Source organism: Streptomyces sp. R302, assembly GCF_012927245.1.
In the GTDB taxonomy this organism is placed as follows: Bacteria; Actinomycetota; Actinomycetes; order Streptomycetales; family Streptomycetaceae; genus Streptomyces.
In genome coordinates this window covers 482,247-498,472 of sequence record NZ_JABBGE010000008.1, presented here as the reverse complement: position 1 = coordinate 498,472, position 16,226 = coordinate 482,247, and the positions used below count along the sequence as shown (strand labels likewise).

Below are 16,226 nucleotides of genomic sequence, written 5' to 3'. Positions count from 1 at the left end.
ACGCTGTTGAGTTCTCAAGGTGCGGACGCTTCCTTCGTTCCTGTTTCCAGGCCCTCCGGGCGCTTCCTTCGTTTCCGACTCTATCAGATCTTTCCGATCCGATTTCCTCGGTGCTTTCCGGTCCCGAAATTGAATTTCCCGGGGCCTTCCGGCGGGGTCAAACATTACCAGGCTTTCTCCGTCCCCCTGACCACCCCTCCGCGTTCACCGGATGAACCGGAGCAGGCAGAGGTGTAGACCACTGGGGTTAGGATCTGGCTTGATTGGTGCTGCCGACCGCGACTCAAAGCCGCGTTGGGGTCAGGCAGGAGTACGACAGTACATCCCACCGTCAGTAGAGGCAAATCGTTTCCGGTAGTCCCTAGGTCCGCCAACTGGTACGTCTCGTGCGGAACCGGGACTTCTTATGACTTACGCTTCTGAACAGTACGCGCCGCCCAGGACAGGTGTGGCGGCGCCACACGATCTCCGCCCCTGGGAGGCTTCCCATGTCAACCGTGACGTCGCCACTCGCTGGACGCGCCATCGGTCTCGCCAACGTTCCCGACCCGGTCTTCTCCGGTGCCATGGTCGGGCCCGGCACCGCCATCGATCCCGTACGTGAGCCCTCCGAGGCGGTCTCCCCCATCGACGGGGTCGTCGTCTCCATGCACCCGCACGCCTTCGTCGTCGTGGACGGCGAGGGGCACGGGGTGCTGACGCACCTCGGCATCGACACCGTCCAGCTCAACGGCGAGGGTTTCGAGCTGCTCGTGAACAAGGGGGACACCGTGGAGTGCGGCCAGGCCGTCGTGCGGTGGAACCCCGCCGACGTCGAGGCCGCCGGCAAGTCCCCCATCTGTCCCGTCGTCGCCCTTGAGGCCACGGCCGACTCGCTGTCCAACGTCCGTGAGGACGGCGACGTGAAGGCCGGCGACCAGCTCTTCGACTGGAGCTGAGTCCGGTCCGTCGTCCGGACGGCCGCGAGTACGACATTCAACGCGGTGGCTTCGGCCGCCGCTCAATCGGAGACGGGTGAGATGGAGACAACGCTGCGAGGCGTCGGGGTCAGCCACGGAGTGGCGATCGGCCAGGTACGGCACATGGGTACGGCGGTTCTCGAACCGCCCGCCAAGCAGATTCCCGCCGAGGACGCGGAGCGCGAACAGGGGCGCGCCCGCCAGGCGGTGGAGGCCGTGGCCGCGGACCTGATCGCGCGCGGCAATCTGGCCGGCGGCGAGGCCCAGGCGGTCCTCGAGGCCCAGGCGATGATCGCCCAGGACCCGGAGCTCATCGCCGATGTCGACCGCAGGATCGCGGTCGGGAGCACGGCCGAGCGCGGTATCTACGACGCCTTCTCGCACTACCGCGAGCTGCTCGCGGGTGCCGGTGAGTACATGGCGGGCCGGGTCGCCGACCTGGACGACGTACGGAACCGGATCGTGGCGCGGCTGCTCGGGGTGCCGATGCCGGGTGTTCCGGACAGCGACGAGCCGTACGTGCTCATCGCGCGGGACCTGGCGCCGGCCGACACCGCGCTGCTCGACCCGGCGCTCGTGCTCGGATTCGTGACCGAGGAGGGCGGGCCGACCAGCCACAGCGCCATCCTGGCGCGTGCCCTGGGTGTGCCGGCCGTGGTGGCTCTGCCCGGTGCCGGTGAGCTGTCGGAGGGCACGGAGATCGCGGTGGACGGTTCCACCGGTGAGATCTTCGTGGACCCGAGCGAGGAGAAGAAGGCGGCGCTGACCAGGGCCGCCGAGGAGCGGAAGGCGGCGCTGTCCGCGTCCAGTGGCCCGGGTGCCACCTCGGACGGGCACAAGGTGCCGCTGCTCGCCAACGTCGGTGGCCCGGCGGACGTGCCGGCCGCGGTGGAGGCGGGCGCCGAGGGCGTCGGTCTGTTCCGTACCGAGTTCCTCTTCCTGGACGACAGCCAGAAGGCCCCGTCCGAGGAGAAGCAGATCGAGGCGTACCGGAAGGTCCTGGAGGCCTTCCCCGAGGGCCGTGTGGTCGTGCGGGTGCTGGACGCCGGCGCCGACAAGCCGCTCGACTTCCTGACGCCGGTCGACGAGCCGAACCCGGCGCTCGGCGTGCGCGGGCTGCGGTCGCTGCTCGACCACCCGGAGGTGCTGCGGACGCAGCTGACCGCGCTGGCGAAGGCCTCCGAGGGTCTGCCCGTGTACCTGGAGGTCATGGCGCCGATGGTGGCCGACCGGACGGACGCGAAGGCCTTCGCCGACGCGTGCCGCGAGGCGGGGCTCCGGGCGAAGTTCGGCGCGATGGTGGAGATTCCGTCCGCCGCGCTCCGGGCCCGCTCGATCCTGCAGGAGGTCGAGTTCCTGTCGCTGGGCACCAACGACCTGGCCCAGTACACCTTCGCCGCCGACCGTCAGGTGGGTGCGGTGTCCCGGCTGCAGGACCCGTGGCAGCCGGCGCTGCTCGACCTGGTGGCGATGTCCGCCGAGGCGGCCAAGGCCGAGGGCAAGAGCTGTGGTGTCTGTGGCGAGGCCGCCTCGGATCCGCTGCTCGCGTGTGTGCTGACCGGTCTGGGTGTCACCTCCCTGTCGATGGGCGCGGCGTCGATCCCGTACGTGCGGGCGACGCTGGCGAAGTACACGCTCGCGCAGTGCGAGCGGGCGGCGGCCGCGGCTCGGGCCGCGGACACGGCGCACGAGGCGCGGCTGGCCGCGCAGGCGGTGCTGTCCGGGGAGTGATCCCGGAGTCGTAGCGCGTGGTTCGGAGGGGCTTCCCGTCACCTGGTGGCGGGGAGCCCCTTCGTCGTGTCCGGGGTCAGGGGTGGTGGTGGGTGTCGGGGTCGGGGGCGAGGGGGAAGCCGGCGCGGTGGTCGACGCCGTGCTCCGGCGGAAGGGGTTCGCCGGTGCGGGCGTCGGTGCAGTAGGCGGCGAAGACCTCGGCCTCGGTGAGCGGGGCGAGGGTGCCGTCGGCGAGGCGCCAGCCGTGGAGGCGGTCGGGGAGCCCGGGTCGGGTGGCGCGCAGGACGAGGCCGCCCGCTGCGGCGAGGGTGATGCCGGCGGCGAGGACGGCGGTGAACTCGGTGGCGGAGGTGGGGTCGTGGTGGTTGGTGCCGTGGTCGTCGCGGGCGGTGTGGAGGACGGCGAGCAGGTGGTCGTCGGCGGCGGGGACGCTGCAGACGAGGTGGTGGGTGCCGGGTCCCGCGCCGTCGAGGAGGGCGAGGAGCAGGCGGGTGGCGCGGTCGAAGGCGTCGCGGCCGAGGTCGAGGCCGCAGTCGGCGCAGTCTCCGGCGGTGGCGAGGACGGTGGTGGCGTACTCCCAGGTGGCGCGGCGGACGGCGGTGTCGACGAGCTCGGGGAGGAGGGTGGTGAGGGGTTGTCCGGTGTAGGTGACGCGGGCGCCGGTCGTGGCCAGGTGGTCGGTGAAGCGGCTGCGGCTGGTGGGGTGGTCGGGGTCGAGGCCGGTCTCGGCGCAGTAGGAGACGTATTCGTCGGGGTCGAAGAGGGCCACCGTGGTGTGGGTGCCCTGGCGGGCGAGGGATTTGAGGAGGGCTTCGATCTCCTTGAGGTAGGTGCCGTGGTCGTCGAAGGCGAAGGTGCGGTAGCGGCGCATGGCGGCGAAGTCCTGCTCGTCGGCGAGGAGTCCGACGGTGCTGGGGATCTCGCGGCGCAGGGCGCGGCGGAGGCGGGTCGGGGTGGTGGTCGTGGTCGTCATGGGTCCCCCTCGTATGTGGCGGTCTGATCACGTCGATCAGTGCTCACTCACCGTAACCGTCGGCACTGACAGTGACGGTTTGGTGGGGTGGGTGACGCGGGCGCGGACGAGGCGGTGCTGGGCGGCGCCCGCACCGGCGAGGGCGAGGCCGAGGAAGGGCCAGGCGAGGGGGCCGGCGGTCATGACGGCGGTGACGAGGAGCGGGCCGGCGAAGCGCTGGCTCGACTGGGCGAGGCCGTGGACGCCGAGGTAGGCGCCCTGGGCGTCGGCGGAGGCCAGGGTGACGGAGAGTTCCCACGAGGCGGTGGCGTGGACGATTTCGGCGAACGTGAGGGCGACGACGGCCACGACGAGCGCGGCGACGGCGAGGGTGCGGCCGCCGGCGGCGGAGGCGGCGAGGGCGAGGGTGCCGACGACGAAGAGTCCGGAGAGGGGGACGAGGAGGAGGCGGGCGGCCGCGGGGGTGGCGCCGAAGCGGGCAAGGGGGACCTGGAAGAGGACGACGAGGACGGTGTTGAGGACGAGGAGGAGCGGGACGAGGCCGACGGGGGCCTCCGTGGCGTGGACGATCCAGAGGGGGACGGCGACCTGGAGGATCGTGTCGTCGAGGAAGAGGGCGGCGTCGGTGGCGGTGTAGCCGAGGAAGGTGCGGTCGCGCCAGGGGCCGGCGGGCTTGTCCTGGACGGTGTCGCGTGGGGTGCGGCCGCCGACGGCGGTGGGGGTGGGGGCGGGGGTGGGGGTGGGGGTGGGGGTGGGCGGTTCGGCGCAGCGGAGGGTGAGGACCGTGATGGCGAGGTAGCTGAGGACGTTGCCGACGAGGAGCCAGGTGTAGGCCTGGGTGGATCCGGTGGCGAGAGCGCCGGCGGCGCCGAGGCCGCCGATGGACCAGCCGATGTTGACGGTGGTGCGCTGGATGGCCTGGTAGCGGGCGCGTTCGGGGCCGGCCTGGCGGGCCGCGTACAGCTTGATGAGGACGCTGCCAGCGCGGTCGGGGAGCGCGCCGAGGGCGGAGTAGAGGGTGAGGAGGAGGAAGTGGTCGGTGGTGAGGAGGGCGAGGAGGGTGGCTCCGCGCATGAGTTGGGTGGCGGCGATGACGCGGACGAGGGGGAAGCGGTCGGCGAGGACGCCGGCGAGTGGCGCTCCGGCTATGCCGACGCCGCCGGAGACGGTCATGAGCAGGCCGACCTGGCCGAGGCTCAGCCCTGAGACGTAGGTGAAGTAGAGGGCGGTGCAGCCGGCCCAGAGGCCGGTGCCCGACTTGTCGACGATGCTGACGACGAGCATGCGGCGGCCGTCGCGGCCTCCCGGGATGCGGTCGAGCGCGGTGCGGTGCCATGACGACGGCCGACTCACGTGGTCCCCCCTTGACGCGAATTATGTATTGGTACATAATTTTGAATGTGGTGACACAATATTCGATTCAGGGGACGACGGCCAAGGGGATCGCCGCGTCCGTCGAACGCGGCGTGTCCGAAGGGGAACTCGCCCCGGGCGACGCGCTGCCTCCCGTACGGACGCTCGCGGACGACCTGGGAGTCAGCCCGGGCACGGTGGCGACCGCGTACAAGGAACTGCGCGGACGGGGGCTCGTGGTGACCCGCGGGCGGGGCGGCACGGTCGTGGCGGAGGCGCCGTCGGTGGCGTCCCGGCGGCCGCCGCGCATGCCGGAGGGGCTGACGGACCTCGCGAGCGGGCTACCCGACCCCGCCTTCCTGCCGGTGCTCCACCCGCCCGGCGACGTACGGCCCGTCTACGGCTCGCACCGGGCGGCGCCGCGGCTCGCCGTGCTGGAGGAGCTGACCCGGGCGTGGTTCCGGCGGGACGGGGTGCCCGCGGAGCGGGTGACCTTCGCGCACGGGGCGCTCGACTGCGTCGCCCGGCTGCTCTCGGTGGAGCTCCGACCCGGGGACGCGGTAGCCGTCGAGGACCCCGGCTTCCACCACCTCCTCGACCTGGTGCCCGCGCTGGGACTTCGGATCGTGCCGGTGGCCGTCGACGGCGAGGGGCTCGCGCCCGGCGCGCTGCGGACGGCGCTGCGGGCCGGGGTGCGGGCCGTCGTCCTCAGCCCGCGCGCGCAGTGCCCCACCGGGGCGTCCCTCTCCCCCGCGCGGCGGGACGAACTGGGGGCGCTGTTCCGGGAGTTCCCCGAGGTCCTGGTGATCGAGGACGACTACCTGGCCGAGCTCGACGGGCCCGCCGCGCCGACGGTGAGCGCGCTGGGGCCCGCCCGGTGGGCGCAGGTGCGCACGGTCTCGAAGCGGCTGGGCGTGGATCTGCGGTGGGCCGGGGTGACGGGGGACGCGGTGACGCTCGCCCGGCACGACGGCCGGATGCTGATGACCTCCGGGTGGGTCAGCCATGTGCTCCAGGAGACCGTCGTCGGGCTCTTCTCCGACCCGGAGGTGGCGCGGCTCGTCTCGCGCGGGGAGGCCGCGTACGCCGAGCGGCGGCGGGCGCTGGTCGACGCCCTCGGCGCCCGTGGCATCCACGCGGTCGGGGCCGCCGGGCTGAACGTGTGGGTGCCGGTGCGGGACGAGTCGGCCGTCGTCAACGGACTGCGGACGTACGGGTGGTGGGTGGCGGCGGGCGCCCGGTTCCGGATCGCCACGCCGCCCGCCGTACGGATCACCGCCTCCGTGCTGCTGCCGGAGGCCGCCGAGCGGCTGGCGGCGGACTTCGCGCGGGTGCTCGGGGACACCCAGGCGACGTACGGGGGCTGACACGGCGTGAGCCCGCCGTCCGGGCCGGAAGACGGCCGGGCGGCGGGCTCACGCGCGCGTGGCGGGTGGTCAGCGGGTGCGGTAGGCGTTGCCGAGGATCTGGTCCAGGGTGTTGCCCCGGACGTCGGTGAGCGTGGCGCGGAACGAGACCGTGCCCCCGGCGGCGGGGTTGCGGACCACGACGGCGCCGTTCACGACGGGCGCGTCGGTCCAGGTGCCACCGCCGTCGACGGAGGTCCGGACCCGCAGCGCGCGCGTGCCCGCGCCGGCGGCCGGGCCCTGGACGGTCACCGGGACGCGGAGTTCGGTGCCTGCGGGGGCGGTGCCGCCGAGGTCGAGCGGCGGGGTGAAGCGGACGACGCTCAGCGGGAGGGCGGTCGGGGTGGTGGTCGCCGCGGAGTCGAAGCTCCAGACGGCGGTCGTGCGCCCCGCGCGCGTGCCGGTGCCGTGGAGGGCGGTGGCGGTGAGCCGGTAGCGGGCCTGTGCGGGGGTACCGAGGGTGAAGGAGGCGCGGCCCGGGTCGCCGCGGTGGGTGCCGACGAGGACGCCGTCGCGGTGGAGGGTCGTGGTGGCCGAACGGACTGCCGGGTCGGAGGGGGTGTGCCCCTCGCCGTCGGCGAGCAGCGGCACGTCCAGGGCGAGCCGGTCGCCGTCGCGGACGCCGGCGGGCGTCGCGCCCGGAGTCGGATCGAGGGCGGGGCCGAGGACGGCGTTGTCGAAGGTGTGGGTGGTGGTCGCGCCGGCGCGGACCGGCAGGTCCGGCGCCTCGTACAGGTTGGGCGGCGCCTCGGGCGTGCCGGGCGTGGTGTACGACAGGTCCCAGGCGCCGCGCTCGGGGGTGACGTGGAAGGTCGCGGTGCCGGGGCGGACGAGTTCGGCGCCGAGGCCGAGGGTGGTGCCCTCGGACGGCTGGATCGCCGCGGAGCCGACGCCGCCGGTGCCGTCCCGGTCGGCCGCGCGGACCTTGAGCGTGGCCAGATCGCCGGCGGCGGGCCTGCGGACGAAGCCGGCCAGGGCGCGGCCGGACGTGAAGCGGTAGCCCAGGCCGTAGTCGGCCCGCTCGCCGGCCCAGTAGGCGTCGAACGAGGCCGTCACGGAGCCTGGTTCCGCGGCCGGACCGAGGTGGGCCACGCGCAGACCGACCGCCGAGGACATCAGGTTCGCGTAGCGGGTCCGCCCGTCGTGGCGGACCTCGACGAACGACATCGCGTGCTCGGGACGGGCGCCCGGCTCGGGCGGGCGCACGTCGACCGGCGACGTGGTGCGGGCATCGAGCGTGACGGTCGTGTCGTGGTCGAGATCGAGGCGGGGCTGGACGAGCCAGTCGGTGCCCGACCCCTTGGTCGGGGAGGACAACTCCGAGTCGAGGAGGTAACGGCCCTTGGGAAGCCGGAGCGTGACGGTGCCGGAGGCGTCGTGGGGGCTCTCCTTGACCGCCTCGGCCGCGCCGGAGATGCCGACGACGCGGGTCGAGTAGGCGTCGGTCGGGGCGCCCTCACGGTCGAGATGGCGGAGGGTCAGGGTGAACGTCTCGCTCTGGGCGAGGGAGTGCGGGGCGGCGGGCGGGGCCGTGAAGGCGGTGGCGGTGAGGGCGGCGGCGAGAGCGAGGGCGGGAAGGGCGGGGCGGATCCTGGATCCCTTCCCGGGGCGGATGCCGGAGGGTGTGTTCGGGATCTTGGATCCAAGATCCCGAACACTGGATCCAATGTCCTGGGTATCGGATCCAAAGTTCTGTGTGCTGGATCCGATGTTCTGCGTGCTGGATCCGATGTTCTGGATGTTGGATCCAGGGTTCTGGGGCATGAGGCGCTGCGTCGGTGTCTTGTTCATGCAGGGAACTGGGCGCCACGGGGCGGGAGTTCCCGTGACCTGGGCCACATGGGGCTGCAGGGGGCGGGGAGTGTGGTGCGGGTCACGGGAACCCGGGTGAACCGGTGAGCAGTACTCAGTGTGGAACCAGAGATGAGAGAACGTTTCCGGGCCGGGGATCCCGCGGCGCTCGGTGAGGCGTACGACGAGCACGCACGGGTGCTGTTCCAGTACGCGTACCGGATGTGCGGGGACCGGGCCGCGGCCGAGGACGTCGTGTCCGCGACCTTGCTGGAGGCATGGCGGTGCCGGGGGAAGGTCCATGCCGAGGGCGGGAGTCTGCGGCCGTGGCTGCTGGGGATCGCGACGAATGTGCTGCGCGGGGCCGCGCGGGAGGCGCGGCGCCGGGACGCGGCGCTGGCGCGGATGCCGGACCGGGGGGTGTTGCCGGACTTCAGCGACGCCGTGGACTCCCGGCTCGCCGACGAGGAGCGGCTGCGGGCCGCGCGGGTGGCTCTCGGCAAACTCCGGCGCCGTGAGCGGGAGGTGTTCGGGCTCGTCGTGTGGGCGGGACTCGACTACGCGACGGCGGGCGAGGCGTTGGGCATTCCCGTCGGCACGGTGCGCTCCCGGCTGTCGCGGGCCCGGGAGCGGCTGCGGGCGCTCGCCGAGGCCGAACTGCGCGCCGGTCGGCGCCGTGCCGGGTCCGGCGCCGGTGTCGGTGTCGGTGTCGGTGTCGGTGCCAGTGAGTCCTTCCTTTCCGTGAGAGACGGCCGTGCCGTCCTCGTCTCCCGAAACTCCCCGGAGAAGCCGGTATGAACGACATCGATCCCCGTTCCCTGTCCCGTTCCGCCCGGGATCCGTTGCTCGGTGAGCTGAGCGAGCTGCTGCCTCCGCCCGCCGTGCCGGAGTTCGCGCCGGAGCGGCAGCGGGAGGTGCGGCGGGAGCTGCTGGCCTCGGTGCGGTCCTCGCGGCCGGCGGGGTGGTGGACGCGGAGGGCCGTGCGGTTCGCCGTGCCGGCGGTGCTGTGCGGCGTCGCGGCGGGTGCGGTGCTGGTCGCCGCTCCCCCGGAGCCGCCCGCGCCTCGTCCCGCGGTGCGGGCGGACGGCGGCGCGTCCGAAGTGCTGTCGCGGGCCGCGCTCGCCGCCGCATCGGCGCCCGCGCCGGACGCGCGGCCGGAGGAGTTCGTCTACGTGGAGAGCCTGGTGTCCAGGGCCGGGCTTCCGGCCGACGGCGGGGCGGCCGTGGTGGAACCCGTACACCGGCGGCAGGTGTGGCTGTCGGCGGACGGGAGCCGGGCCGGGCTGCTGCGGGAGGAGGGGGCCGCGGACTCCGAGCTGTCGCCCCGGCTGCCCGTGTACGAGCTGGACCGGCCCGGTGCCGAGCCCCGGCGGACGTACCTGGAGCCGGGCGAGGCGTCGGTGACCGATCCGACGCACGCGTTCGTGGCGGGGCTGCCGACCGATCCGGAGGCGCTGCTCCGGCTGGTGCGGGAGCAGACCCGTACCGGTGGCGGGGACGCGGACCAGCGGGCGTTCGCCGCGATCGGGACGCTGCTCGCCGAGACCTGGGCGCCGCCGGCGGTGACGGCCGCGCTGTTCGAGGCGGCCGGGCGGATCCCCGGTGTCGTGGTGGTGCCGTCGGCGCGGGACGCGGCCGGCCGGGAGGGCGTGGCCGTGGCCCGTACCTCCGGGGCGGAGCGGACCCAGTGGGTCTTCGACCGGTCGACCTCGGCCTTTCTCGGGGAGCAGACCGTGCTCGTCGCGGCCTCGCCGGCCGGTGCGGCCGGGACGGTGCTGAGCGAGACGGCCGTCCTGAAGAAGGCGGCGGTGGCGCGGGTCGGGCAGCTGCCGGGCTGATGTCGGGGACCGGAGGGGCGCCCCGTGCGGGGCGCCCCTCCGGCGTGTCAGGCGCGGCGGGTGGCCGCGAGGGACGCGTAGAAGCGCAGGAGGTCGAGGTTGTCGACGGAGCCCGCATTGACGGCCTTCTCCAGGGGGGTGCCCTGGAGGAGGCGCTTGACGGGGACCTCGATGCGCTTGCCGGTGAGGGTGTGCGGGACGCCCGGGACCTCGATGATCTCGTCGGGGACGTGGCGCGGCGAGAGTTCGGTGCGGATCGTCTGCTTGATGCGGGCGATCAGGCCGTCGTCGAGGGTGGCGCCTTCGGCGAGGTGGACGAAGAGTGGCATCCAGTATCCACCGTCCGGTTCCTCCAGGCCGATGACGAGGGATTCGCGGATCTCGGGGAGGCGCTCGACCGCCTCGTAGATGTCGGCGCTGCCCATGCGGACGCCCTGGCGGTTGAGGGTGGAGTCGGAGCGGCCGTGGATGACGACCGAGCCGTGGTCGGTGATCGTGATCCAGTCGCCGTGGCGCCACACGCCGGGGAACATCTCGAAGTAGCTGTCGTGGTAGCGGCTGCCGTCGGGGTCGTTCCAGAAGTGGATCGGCATGGACGGCATGGGGTTGGTGACGACGAGTTCGCCGACCTCCCCGATGACGGGCTTGCCGGACGGGTCCCAGGCCTGGAGGTCGGTGCCGAGGCCCGCGGCCTGGAGCTCGCCGATGTGCACGGGGAGCGTGGGGACGGCTCCTGCGAAGCAGGAGCAGACGTCCGTGCCGCCGCTGACGCTGGCGATCCACAGGTCCTCGCGGACCTCGTCGTGCAACCAGCGGAAGCCGTCGGGCGGCAGCGGGGAGCCCGTGGTGGCGACGCACTTCACGGCGGAGAGGTCGAAATCGCGGCCGGGGTGCACGTCGGCCTTGGCGCAGGCCATCACATAGGCGGCGGAGGTGCCGTACAGGGTGGCGCCGGTGCGTTCGGCGACGCGCCACTGGGCGCCGGTGTCCGGGTAGCCGGGGCTGCCGTCGTACAGGACGACGGTGGTGCCGGTGAGGAGGCCGGAGACGAGGAAGTTCCACATCATCCAGCCCGTGGACGTGTACCAGAAGAAGACGTCCTCGGGGCCCAGGTCGCAGTGGAGGCCGAGCTGCTTGAGGTGCTCGATCAGGATGCCGCCCTGGGACTGGACGATCGCCTTCGGCAGGCCGGTGGTGCCGGAGGAGTACAGGACCCACAGGGGGTGGGCGAACGGGACCTGCTCGAAGACGGGCTCCGTGTCGGCGGCGACGAGGTCGGCCCAGTCGAGGGCGCCCTCGGGGGCCGGCGTGCCGAGGAGCGGGATGTGGACGACGGCGCGGAGCGTGGGGAGCTCGGCGCGGAGCTCGGCGACGGTGTCGCGGCGGTCGTGCTGCTTGCCGCCGTAGCGGTAGCCGTCGACGGTGAAGAGGACGACCGGCTCGACCTGCTGGAAGCGGTCGAGGACGGAACGGGCGCCGAAGTCGGGGGCGCAGGAGGTCCAGACGCCGCCGACGGCGGCGGTGGCGAGGAGGGCGACGACGGCCTGGGGGACGTTCGGCAGGTAGCCGCTGACGCGGTCGCCGGGGCGGACGCCGAGGGCGCGCAGCTCGGCGGCGAGCGAGCCGACCTGGCGGCGGAGTTCGGCCCAGGTGATCGGGGTCGGCTCGTGGGTCTCGTCCACGTGGAGGAGGGCCGTGTCGTGGGGGCGGTCGGCGGCGGCGCGCAGGGCGTGCTCGGCGTAGTTGAGCGTGGCTCCGGGGAACCAGTCGGCGCCGGGCATGGAGCGGTCGCCGAGCACGCGCGCGTACGGGGTGGAGAAGCGGACGTCGAACCATGCGGCGACGGCCGCCCAGAAGGTCTCCAGCTCGTCGACGGACCAGCGGTGCAGGGCCGCGTAGCCGCCGTCGGCGGGGGCGCCGTGGTGTTCGGCGGCCCACGCCTGGAAACGGGTGACGGCGGCGTGGGCGATGCGCTCCTCGTCCGGCTGCCAGAGCGGCTCGGTCGGCTCGGTCGGCGCAGTTGTCATCGGGTGGCTCCCTGGCTGTACGCGGGTCGGCGTGTGTCGCGCGCACGTGCGGGGGTGTGCGCGTGACGCGGCTGACAGGACGATGCCATGGGAGCGGCGTTCGCACCAGGGCCGCCCGCACATGGTCGGTGAGTTGAACATGTGCTCCCACCACGGGTGAACGGCAGCTGAACGAGGCTCGTATCGCCGCTGGTGGGTGGCAGGGTGGCCCTCATGGACGGTCGTGGACTGGTGCGTTCGGTGAGGGTGTTCGGTTCGGTGCGGGGGCTCAGGACGGTACGGGCGGCGTGGCGGCAGCGGCGGGCGGACGCGGCGGGGCTGGCGCCGCGAGGGGCGGAGCGGGCCCGGGTGCCGGGGCTCGCGGAGGGCGCGGAGCCGCTGCCGGGCGGGGGGACGGTGCGGTTCGCCCGGTCGTCGCTGCGGGTGTGCGTGTCGGCGGGCGGCACGGTGTTCTGGGGGTGGGACGGGGCGGCGCCGGAGCCCTCGTACGCGCTGGCGGGGGCGGCGCCCGAGCCGGATGCGCGGGCGGTCCTGGAGCCGGACACGGACGGCGGCTGGCGGGTGGTGTCGGAGCGGGTGACGGTGGCGGTCTCGCGGCACGGGGCGGTGGAGATCCGCACGCCGGGCGGGGTGATGCTGCGGCGGGACCTGCCGCCGCGGTGGTGGGAGCCGGTGGGCGGGGGTGCCGCGCGGTGGGCGCAGCGGGCGGAGGTGCCGGCGGACGCGCGGTTCTTCGGGCTGGGCGGGCGGTCGGCGGGGCCGCGGCTGCGGGACGGGGCGTACCGGCTGTGGAACACGGACCCGAAGGGGCGGTTCGAGCCGGGGGACGATCCGCTGTACATCACGATGCCGGTGCAGTTCGTGGTCGCGGACGCGGGGACGCATCTGGCGTTCCACGACAACACGTGGGACGGGCGGGTGACCCTCGCGGAGGGCGAGGAGGGGGCGGGGTCGGGGCACGACCGGCCGGGCACGAGCGAGGTGCGGATGGAGGGCGGTCCGCTGCGGTGCTGGGTGGTCGTCGGGACCCCCGCGCGCGTGCTGCACAACTGGGCGGCGCTGACGGGCGCGCCGGCGCTGCCTCCGGCGTGGGCGCTGGGGCCGCAGCACGCGCGCTGGGGGTTCGGGAGCGCGGCGGAGGTGCGGCGGGTGGTGGCGGGGTACCGGGAGCGGGGGCTGCCGCTGTCGGCGGTCCATCTGGACATCGACCACTACGACGGGCACCGGGTGTTCACGGTGGACCGGGAGCGGTTCCCGGACCTTCCGGGGCTCGCGGAGGAGCTGCGGGGGCAGGGGGTGCGGCTGGTGTCGATCGTGGATCCCGCGGTCGCCGCGGAGCCGGGGAACGCGCTGTACGAGGCGGGGCGGGCGGCCGGGGCGTTCGTGCGGGACGCGCGGGGCGAGGAGGTTCGGGGGGTGGTGTGGCCCGGGGAGTGCGCCTTCCCCGACTTCACGGATCCCGCGGTGCGGGAGTGGTGGGGCGGGCTGTACGAGGAGCGGCTGCGGCAGGGCTTCTCCGGGGTGTGGCACGACATGAACGAGCCGGTGTCGTTCGCGGCCTTCGGTGATCCGACGCTCCCCCGGTCGGCCCGGCACCACCTGGACGGGCGGGGCGGGGACCACCGGGAGGGGCACAACGTGTACGGGCTGCTGATGGCCCGGGCCGGCTACGAGGGGCTGCGGCGGCTGCGGCCCGGGGAGCGGCCGTTCCTGTTCACGCGCGCGGGGTGGGCGGGGATGCAGCGGTACGGGGGCACCTGGTCCGGCGACGTGGCGACCGGCTGGCCGGGGCTGCGGGCCTCGCTCGCGCTGGTCCTCGGGCTCGGGCTGTGCGGGGTGCCGTACTCGGGTCCCGACGTCGGCGGCTTCGACGGGAGCCCGTCGCCGGAGCTGTTCCTGCGCTGGTACCAGCTGGGGGCGTGGCTGCCGCTGTTCCGGACGCACGCGGCGCTGGACGCGGGGCGGCGGGAGCCGTGGGAGTTCGGCGCGGAGGTGCTGGAGCACGCGCGCGTGGCGCTGGCCGAACGCGAGCGGCTCCAGCCGTACTTCGTGACCCTGTCCCGGCTCGCGCGGATGACGGGCGCGCCTTATGTGCGGCCGGTGTGGTGGGGGACGCCGGAGGACCGGCTGCTGCGGGAGTGCGAGGACGCCTTCCTGCTGGGCGACGGGCTGCTGGTCGCCCCTGTCCTGCACCGGGGCCAGGACCGGCGGGCGGTGCGGCTGCCGCGCGGCCGCTGGTACGACACGGCGACCGGCGAGGCGTACGAGGGCCCCGGGCAGGTGCTGCTCGACGCGCCCCTCGCGCGCGTGCCGGTCCTCGCGCGCGCGGGGGCGGTCCTTCCGGTGCGGGGCGAGGACGGCGAGCTGACGCTGGAGGTGTGGGCGCCCGCGCCCGGCCGCACGGGCGGCGGGCTCGTCGTCCGTGACAACGGCGACGGCTGGGAGCCGGCGGAGATCGAGCGGTACCAGTCGCGGCTCGTGGACGGGCGGGTCGTGGTGGAGCGGGTGACGGAGGAGGGGAACGTGGAGGCGGGGCTGCCGGTGCGGGTGCGGGGGGGTGTAACCCGTACCGACGTGGCCACCGACGCCCACACGGCTGGCTCCTGACCGGATCCGGGATATCGGATCTTGGATCACGGATCCCGGATCACGGATCACGGATCACGGATTTTGGATGTTGGATCCGGGATGTCGGATCCGGGATGTCGGATCCGGGATGTCGGATCCGGGATCCACCTCAGCCGTACGCGCCCGCGAACCACTTCCCGGCGGCCTCCGTGTGGAGGGGGAAGACCAGTTCGCGGGGTTCCGGCAGGACGAGCCGGGCGGAGGTCTCCGGGGTCGGGGTGAAGGCGGGGAGGGCGGCCGCCTCGACGGGTGGGAGGAGGCCGAAGACGAGGAGGTGGTCGGCGGAGGAGAGGACGTCGGCGAGGCGGACGTCCTCGGCGGGGGCCACGATGCCGGTCTCTTCGCGGAGTTCGCGGGTCACGGCGGTGCGCCAGTCCTCGCCGTGGTCGATGAAGCCGCCGGGGAGGGCGGTGCCGCCGTGGCCGGGGTGGATGGCGCGGGTGATGGCGAGGAGGCCGGTGCCCGCCGGGGCCGTGACCGGGAGGAGGGCCACGGCCACCGGGAGGGGGTTGCGGTAGGCGGTGGTGCCGCAGGAGGGGCAGGTGCGGGGCCAGGTGGTGGTGGCGGGGTACGGGGCTCCGCAGGCCGAGCAGTGGGAGTGGGGTACGGGGGTGGTCACGGCGTCGACCGTACGCGAGGGGGTTTCCCGGTGGGGACGGAACTGGTAGACCCGGTGCGCATGACTCGACTTGGTGTGGTGATGCGTTCCCTGGGTGCGGCGGTGCTGCTCGTCTGCGTGGGGGGCGTCGGCTCCCCGGCCGCCGGTTCCCCCGCGGTCGGCGCGCCCGAGCCGAAGGCGCCGCGGGAGTTCGTGGCGCTGGACTCGGTGGACCGGACGATCCTTCAGGAGATGCGGTACACGACGGCGCACAACTTCGTGGGCGAGCCGGTCGACGGGTACCGGCAGCCGGTGTGCGTGCTGACGCGGCCGGCGGCGGAGGCGCTGCACCGGGCGCAGACGCGGCTGCTGGCGCGGGGGTACACGCTCAAGGTGTACGACTGCTACCGGCCGCAGCGGGCGGTGGACCACTTCGTGCGCTGGGCGGAGGACCTGGCGGACGAGCGGATGAAGGCGGAGTTCTATCCGGCGGTGGCGAAGGACCGGCTCTTCGCGGACGGGTACATCGCGGAGAGGTCCGGCCACAGCCGGGGGTCGACCGTGGACCTGACCGTGGTGCGGCTGCCGGCGGCTCGCACGCGCGCGTACGTGCCGGGTGAGCCCCTGACGCCGTGCTTCGGGCCGTACGCGGAGCGGTTCCCGGACAGTTCGGTGGACATGGGGACCGGGTACGACTGCTTCGACACGCTCTCGCACACCGAGGACCCGCGGATCACGGGTGTCCAGCGGGCCCATCGGCAGCTGTTGAAGGGTCTCCTCGAGGCGGAGGGGTTCGTGAACCTGCCGGAGGAGTGGTGGCACTTCACGTTCAAGCCGGAGCCGTTCCCGTCGACGTACTTCGACTTCCCGGTGGCCCGGAGGTCGGTGGCCGGGCACTGACGTCTTCCGCCGCCGACGCCGC

12 protein-coding genes are annotated in these 16,226 nt (G+C 73.9%); 7 read left to right on the top strand and 5 right to left on the bottom strand.

Annotation, left to right across the window (positions count from 1 at the left end):
- Window positions 1–488 precede the first annotated feature (488 nt).
- Together HHL19_RS26390 and ptsP are read left to right on the top strand one after the other, a co-directional pair.
- Window positions 489–938: a PTS glucose transporter subunit IIA gene (locus HHL19_RS26390; RefSeq protein WP_169092823.1), complete on the top strand. Its 450-nt coding sequence runs from the start codon at window positions 489–491 to the stop codon at window positions 936–938.
- A gap of 81 nt (window positions 939–1,019) precedes the next feature.
- Complete coding sequence (gene ptsP / locus HHL19_RS26385; protein WP_169092822.1) at window positions 1,020–2,690, top strand: phosphoenolpyruvate--protein phosphotransferase; 1,671 nt, start codon at window positions 1,020–1,022, stop codon at window positions 2,688–2,690.
- 76 nt (window positions 2,691–2,766) lie between these two features.
- Here ptsP and HHL19_RS26380 read toward each other — a convergent pair whose 3' ends face one another.
- Both HHL19_RS26380 and HHL19_RS26375 read right to left on the bottom strand, forming a co-directional pair.
- A complete protein-coding gene (locus tag HHL19_RS26380) occupies window positions 2,767–3,663 on the bottom strand; it encodes a hypothetical protein (RefSeq protein ID WP_169092821.1) in 897 nt (298 codons plus the stop codon).
- 36 nt (window positions 3,664–3,699) lie between these two features.
- The gene (locus HHL19_RS26375) at window positions 3,700–5,016 is read right to left on the bottom strand and encodes an MFS transporter (protein ID WP_346768602.1); all 1,317 of its coding nucleotides are present in this window, start codon (window positions 5,014–5,016) and stop codon (window positions 3,700–3,702) included.
- A gap of 47 nt (window positions 5,017–5,063) precedes the next feature.
- Here HHL19_RS26375 and HHL19_RS26370 point away from each other — a divergent pair, with 47 nt between their 5' ends.
- Window positions 5,064–6,383 carry an aminotransferase class I/II-fold pyridoxal phosphate-dependent enzyme gene (locus HHL19_RS26370; RefSeq protein WP_169092820.1) on the top strand — a complete coding sequence of 440 codons (1,320 nt, stop codon included), beginning with the start codon at window positions 5,064–5,066 and terminating at the stop codon, window positions 6,381–6,383.
- 69 nt (window positions 6,384–6,452) lie between these two features.
- Here HHL19_RS26370 and HHL19_RS26365 read toward each other — a convergent pair whose 3' ends face one another.
- Complete coding sequence (locus HHL19_RS26365; protein WP_206325933.1) at window positions 6,453–8,213, bottom strand: serine protease; 1,761 nt, start codon at window positions 8,211–8,213, stop codon at window positions 6,453–6,455.
- Between the two features lie 132 nt (window positions 8,214–8,345).
- Here HHL19_RS26365 and HHL19_RS26360 point away from each other — a divergent pair, with 132 nt between their 5' ends.
- Together HHL19_RS26360 and HHL19_RS26355 are read left to right on the top strand one after the other, a co-directional pair.
- Complete coding sequence (locus HHL19_RS26360) at window positions 8,346–9,011, top strand: RNA polymerase sigma factor (protein ID WP_169092819.1); 666 nt, start codon at window positions 8,346–8,348, stop codon at window positions 9,009–9,011.
- Window positions 9,008–10,051 carry a CU044_5270 family protein gene (locus HHL19_RS26355; RefSeq protein WP_169092818.1) on the top strand — a complete coding sequence of 348 codons (1,044 nt, stop codon included), beginning with the start codon at window positions 9,008–9,010 and terminating at the stop codon, window positions 10,049–10,051. Before HHL19_RS26360 ends, HHL19_RS26355 begins: the two co-directional genes overlap by 4 nt.
- A 47-nt stretch (window positions 10,052–10,098) precedes the next feature.
- On the opposite strand, the gene HHL19_RS26350 is transcribed toward HHL19_RS26355, so the two are convergent.
- A complete protein-coding gene (locus HHL19_RS26350) occupies window positions 10,099–12,078 on the bottom strand; it encodes an acetoacetate--CoA ligase (RefSeq protein ID WP_169092817.1) in 1,980 nt (659 codons plus the stop codon).
- A 213-nt stretch (window positions 12,079–12,291) separates the two neighbouring features.
- On the opposite strand from HHL19_RS26350, the gene HHL19_RS26345 reads away from it, so the two are divergent.
- Window positions 12,292–14,685 (top strand): TIM-barrel domain-containing protein, encoded by a 2,394-nt coding sequence (locus HHL19_RS26345; protein ID WP_169092816.1) that lies wholly within the window; start codon window positions 12,292–12,294, stop codon window positions 14,683–14,685.
- Window positions 14,686–14,815: 130 nt separating this feature from the next.
- Here the strand turns inward: HHL19_RS26345 and HHL19_RS26340 are convergent, their stop codons facing one another.
- On the bottom strand, window positions 14,816–15,325 hold the full coding sequence (locus tag HHL19_RS26340; protein ID WP_169092815.1) for an NUDIX domain-containing protein: 510 nt from the start codon (window positions 15,323–15,325) through the stop codon (window positions 14,816–14,818).
- Window positions 15,326–15,385: 60 nt separating this feature from the next.
- Here HHL19_RS26340 and HHL19_RS26335 point away from each other — a divergent pair, with 60 nt between their 5' ends.
- Complete coding sequence (locus HHL19_RS26335) at window positions 15,386–16,204, top strand: M15 family metallopeptidase (RefSeq protein WP_169092814.1); 819 nt, start codon at window positions 15,386–15,388, stop codon at window positions 16,202–16,204.
- Window positions 16,205–16,226 lie beyond the last annotated feature (22 nt).

Excerpts from the sequence above, each read along its gene's own strand:
- HHL19_RS26380 (WP_169092821.1), bottom strand. The coding sequence starts at position 3,663 with ATGACGACCACGACCACCACCCCGACCCGCCTCCGCCGCGCCCTGCGC.
- HHL19_RS26360 (WP_169092819.1), top strand. The coding sequence starts at position 8,346 with ATGAGAGAACGTTTCCGGGCCGGGGATCCCGCGGCGCTCGGTGAGGCG.
- HHL19_RS26350 (WP_169092817.1), bottom strand. The coding sequence starts at position 12,078 with ATGACAACTGCGCCGACCGAGCCGACCGAGCCGCTCTGGCAGCCGGAC.
- HHL19_RS26365 (WP_206325933.1), bottom strand. The coding sequence starts at position 8,213 with ATGAACAAGACACCGACGCAGCGCCTCATGCCCCAGAACCCTGGATCC.
- HHL19_RS26355 (WP_169092818.1), top strand. The coding sequence starts at position 9,008 with ATGAACGACATCGATCCCCGTTCCCTGTCCCGTTCCGCCCGGGATCCG.
- ptsP (WP_169092822.1), top strand. The coding sequence starts at position 1,020 with ATGGAGACAACGCTGCGAGGCGTCGGGGTCAGCCACGGAGTGGCGATC.
- HHL19_RS26335 (WP_169092814.1), top strand. The coding sequence starts at position 15,386 with ATGACTCGACTTGGTGTGGTGATGCGTTCCCTGGGTGCGGCGGTGCTG.
- HHL19_RS26390 (WP_169092823.1), top strand. The coding sequence starts at position 489 with ATGTCAACCGTGACGTCGCCACTCGCTGGACGCGCCATCGGTCTCGCC.
- HHL19_RS26345 (WP_169092816.1), top strand. The coding sequence starts at position 12,292 with ATGGACGGTCGTGGACTGGTGCGTTCGGTGAGGGTGTTCGGTTCGGTG.